This window comes from Streptomyces xylophagus (assembly GCF_000716435.1).
Lineage (GTDB): Bacteria > Actinomycetota > Actinomycetes > Streptomycetales > Streptomycetaceae > Streptomyces > Streptomyces xylophagus.
On the sequence record NZ_JNWO01000156.1, the window covers coordinates 1 to 396 of the forward strand.

At 71.0% G+C, this 396-nt stretch carries 1 protein-coding gene; it reads left to right on the forward strand.

Features of this window, described 5'->3' with window-relative positions; all coding sequences use genetic code 11:
- Positions 1–396 (forward strand): S1 RNA-binding domain-containing protein (locus OO70_RS50765; RefSeq protein ID WP_043688445.1); only part of this gene is annotated, 396 nt, incomplete at both ends.

Sequence of the window (396 nt, forward strand, 5' to 3'; positions counted from 1 at the left end):
GCTGAAGTCCGTGCGCCCCACCGACTTCGTCGACGACGCCGTCGGCCTGCCCACCGTGACCGACATCCTCGGTGAGCTGGAGAAGCCGGGCCGCGACCCGCGTCCGGCGTTCCAGACGGCCGCCTTCGCCGAGGGGGTCGAGACCCTGGCCGACCTGCGTCCCGGCATGACCCTGGAGGGCATCGTCACCAACGTCGCCGCCTTCGGGGCCTTCGTCGACATCGGCGTGCACCAGGACGGCCTGGTCCACGTCTCGGCGATGTCGAGGAACTTCGTGCGCGACCCCCGCGAGGTGGCCAAGCCCGGCGACATCGTCAAGGTCAAGGTCCTGGAGGTCGACGCCGCCCGCAAACGCATCTCGCTGACCCTGCGCCTCGACGACGAGCTGCCCCAGGC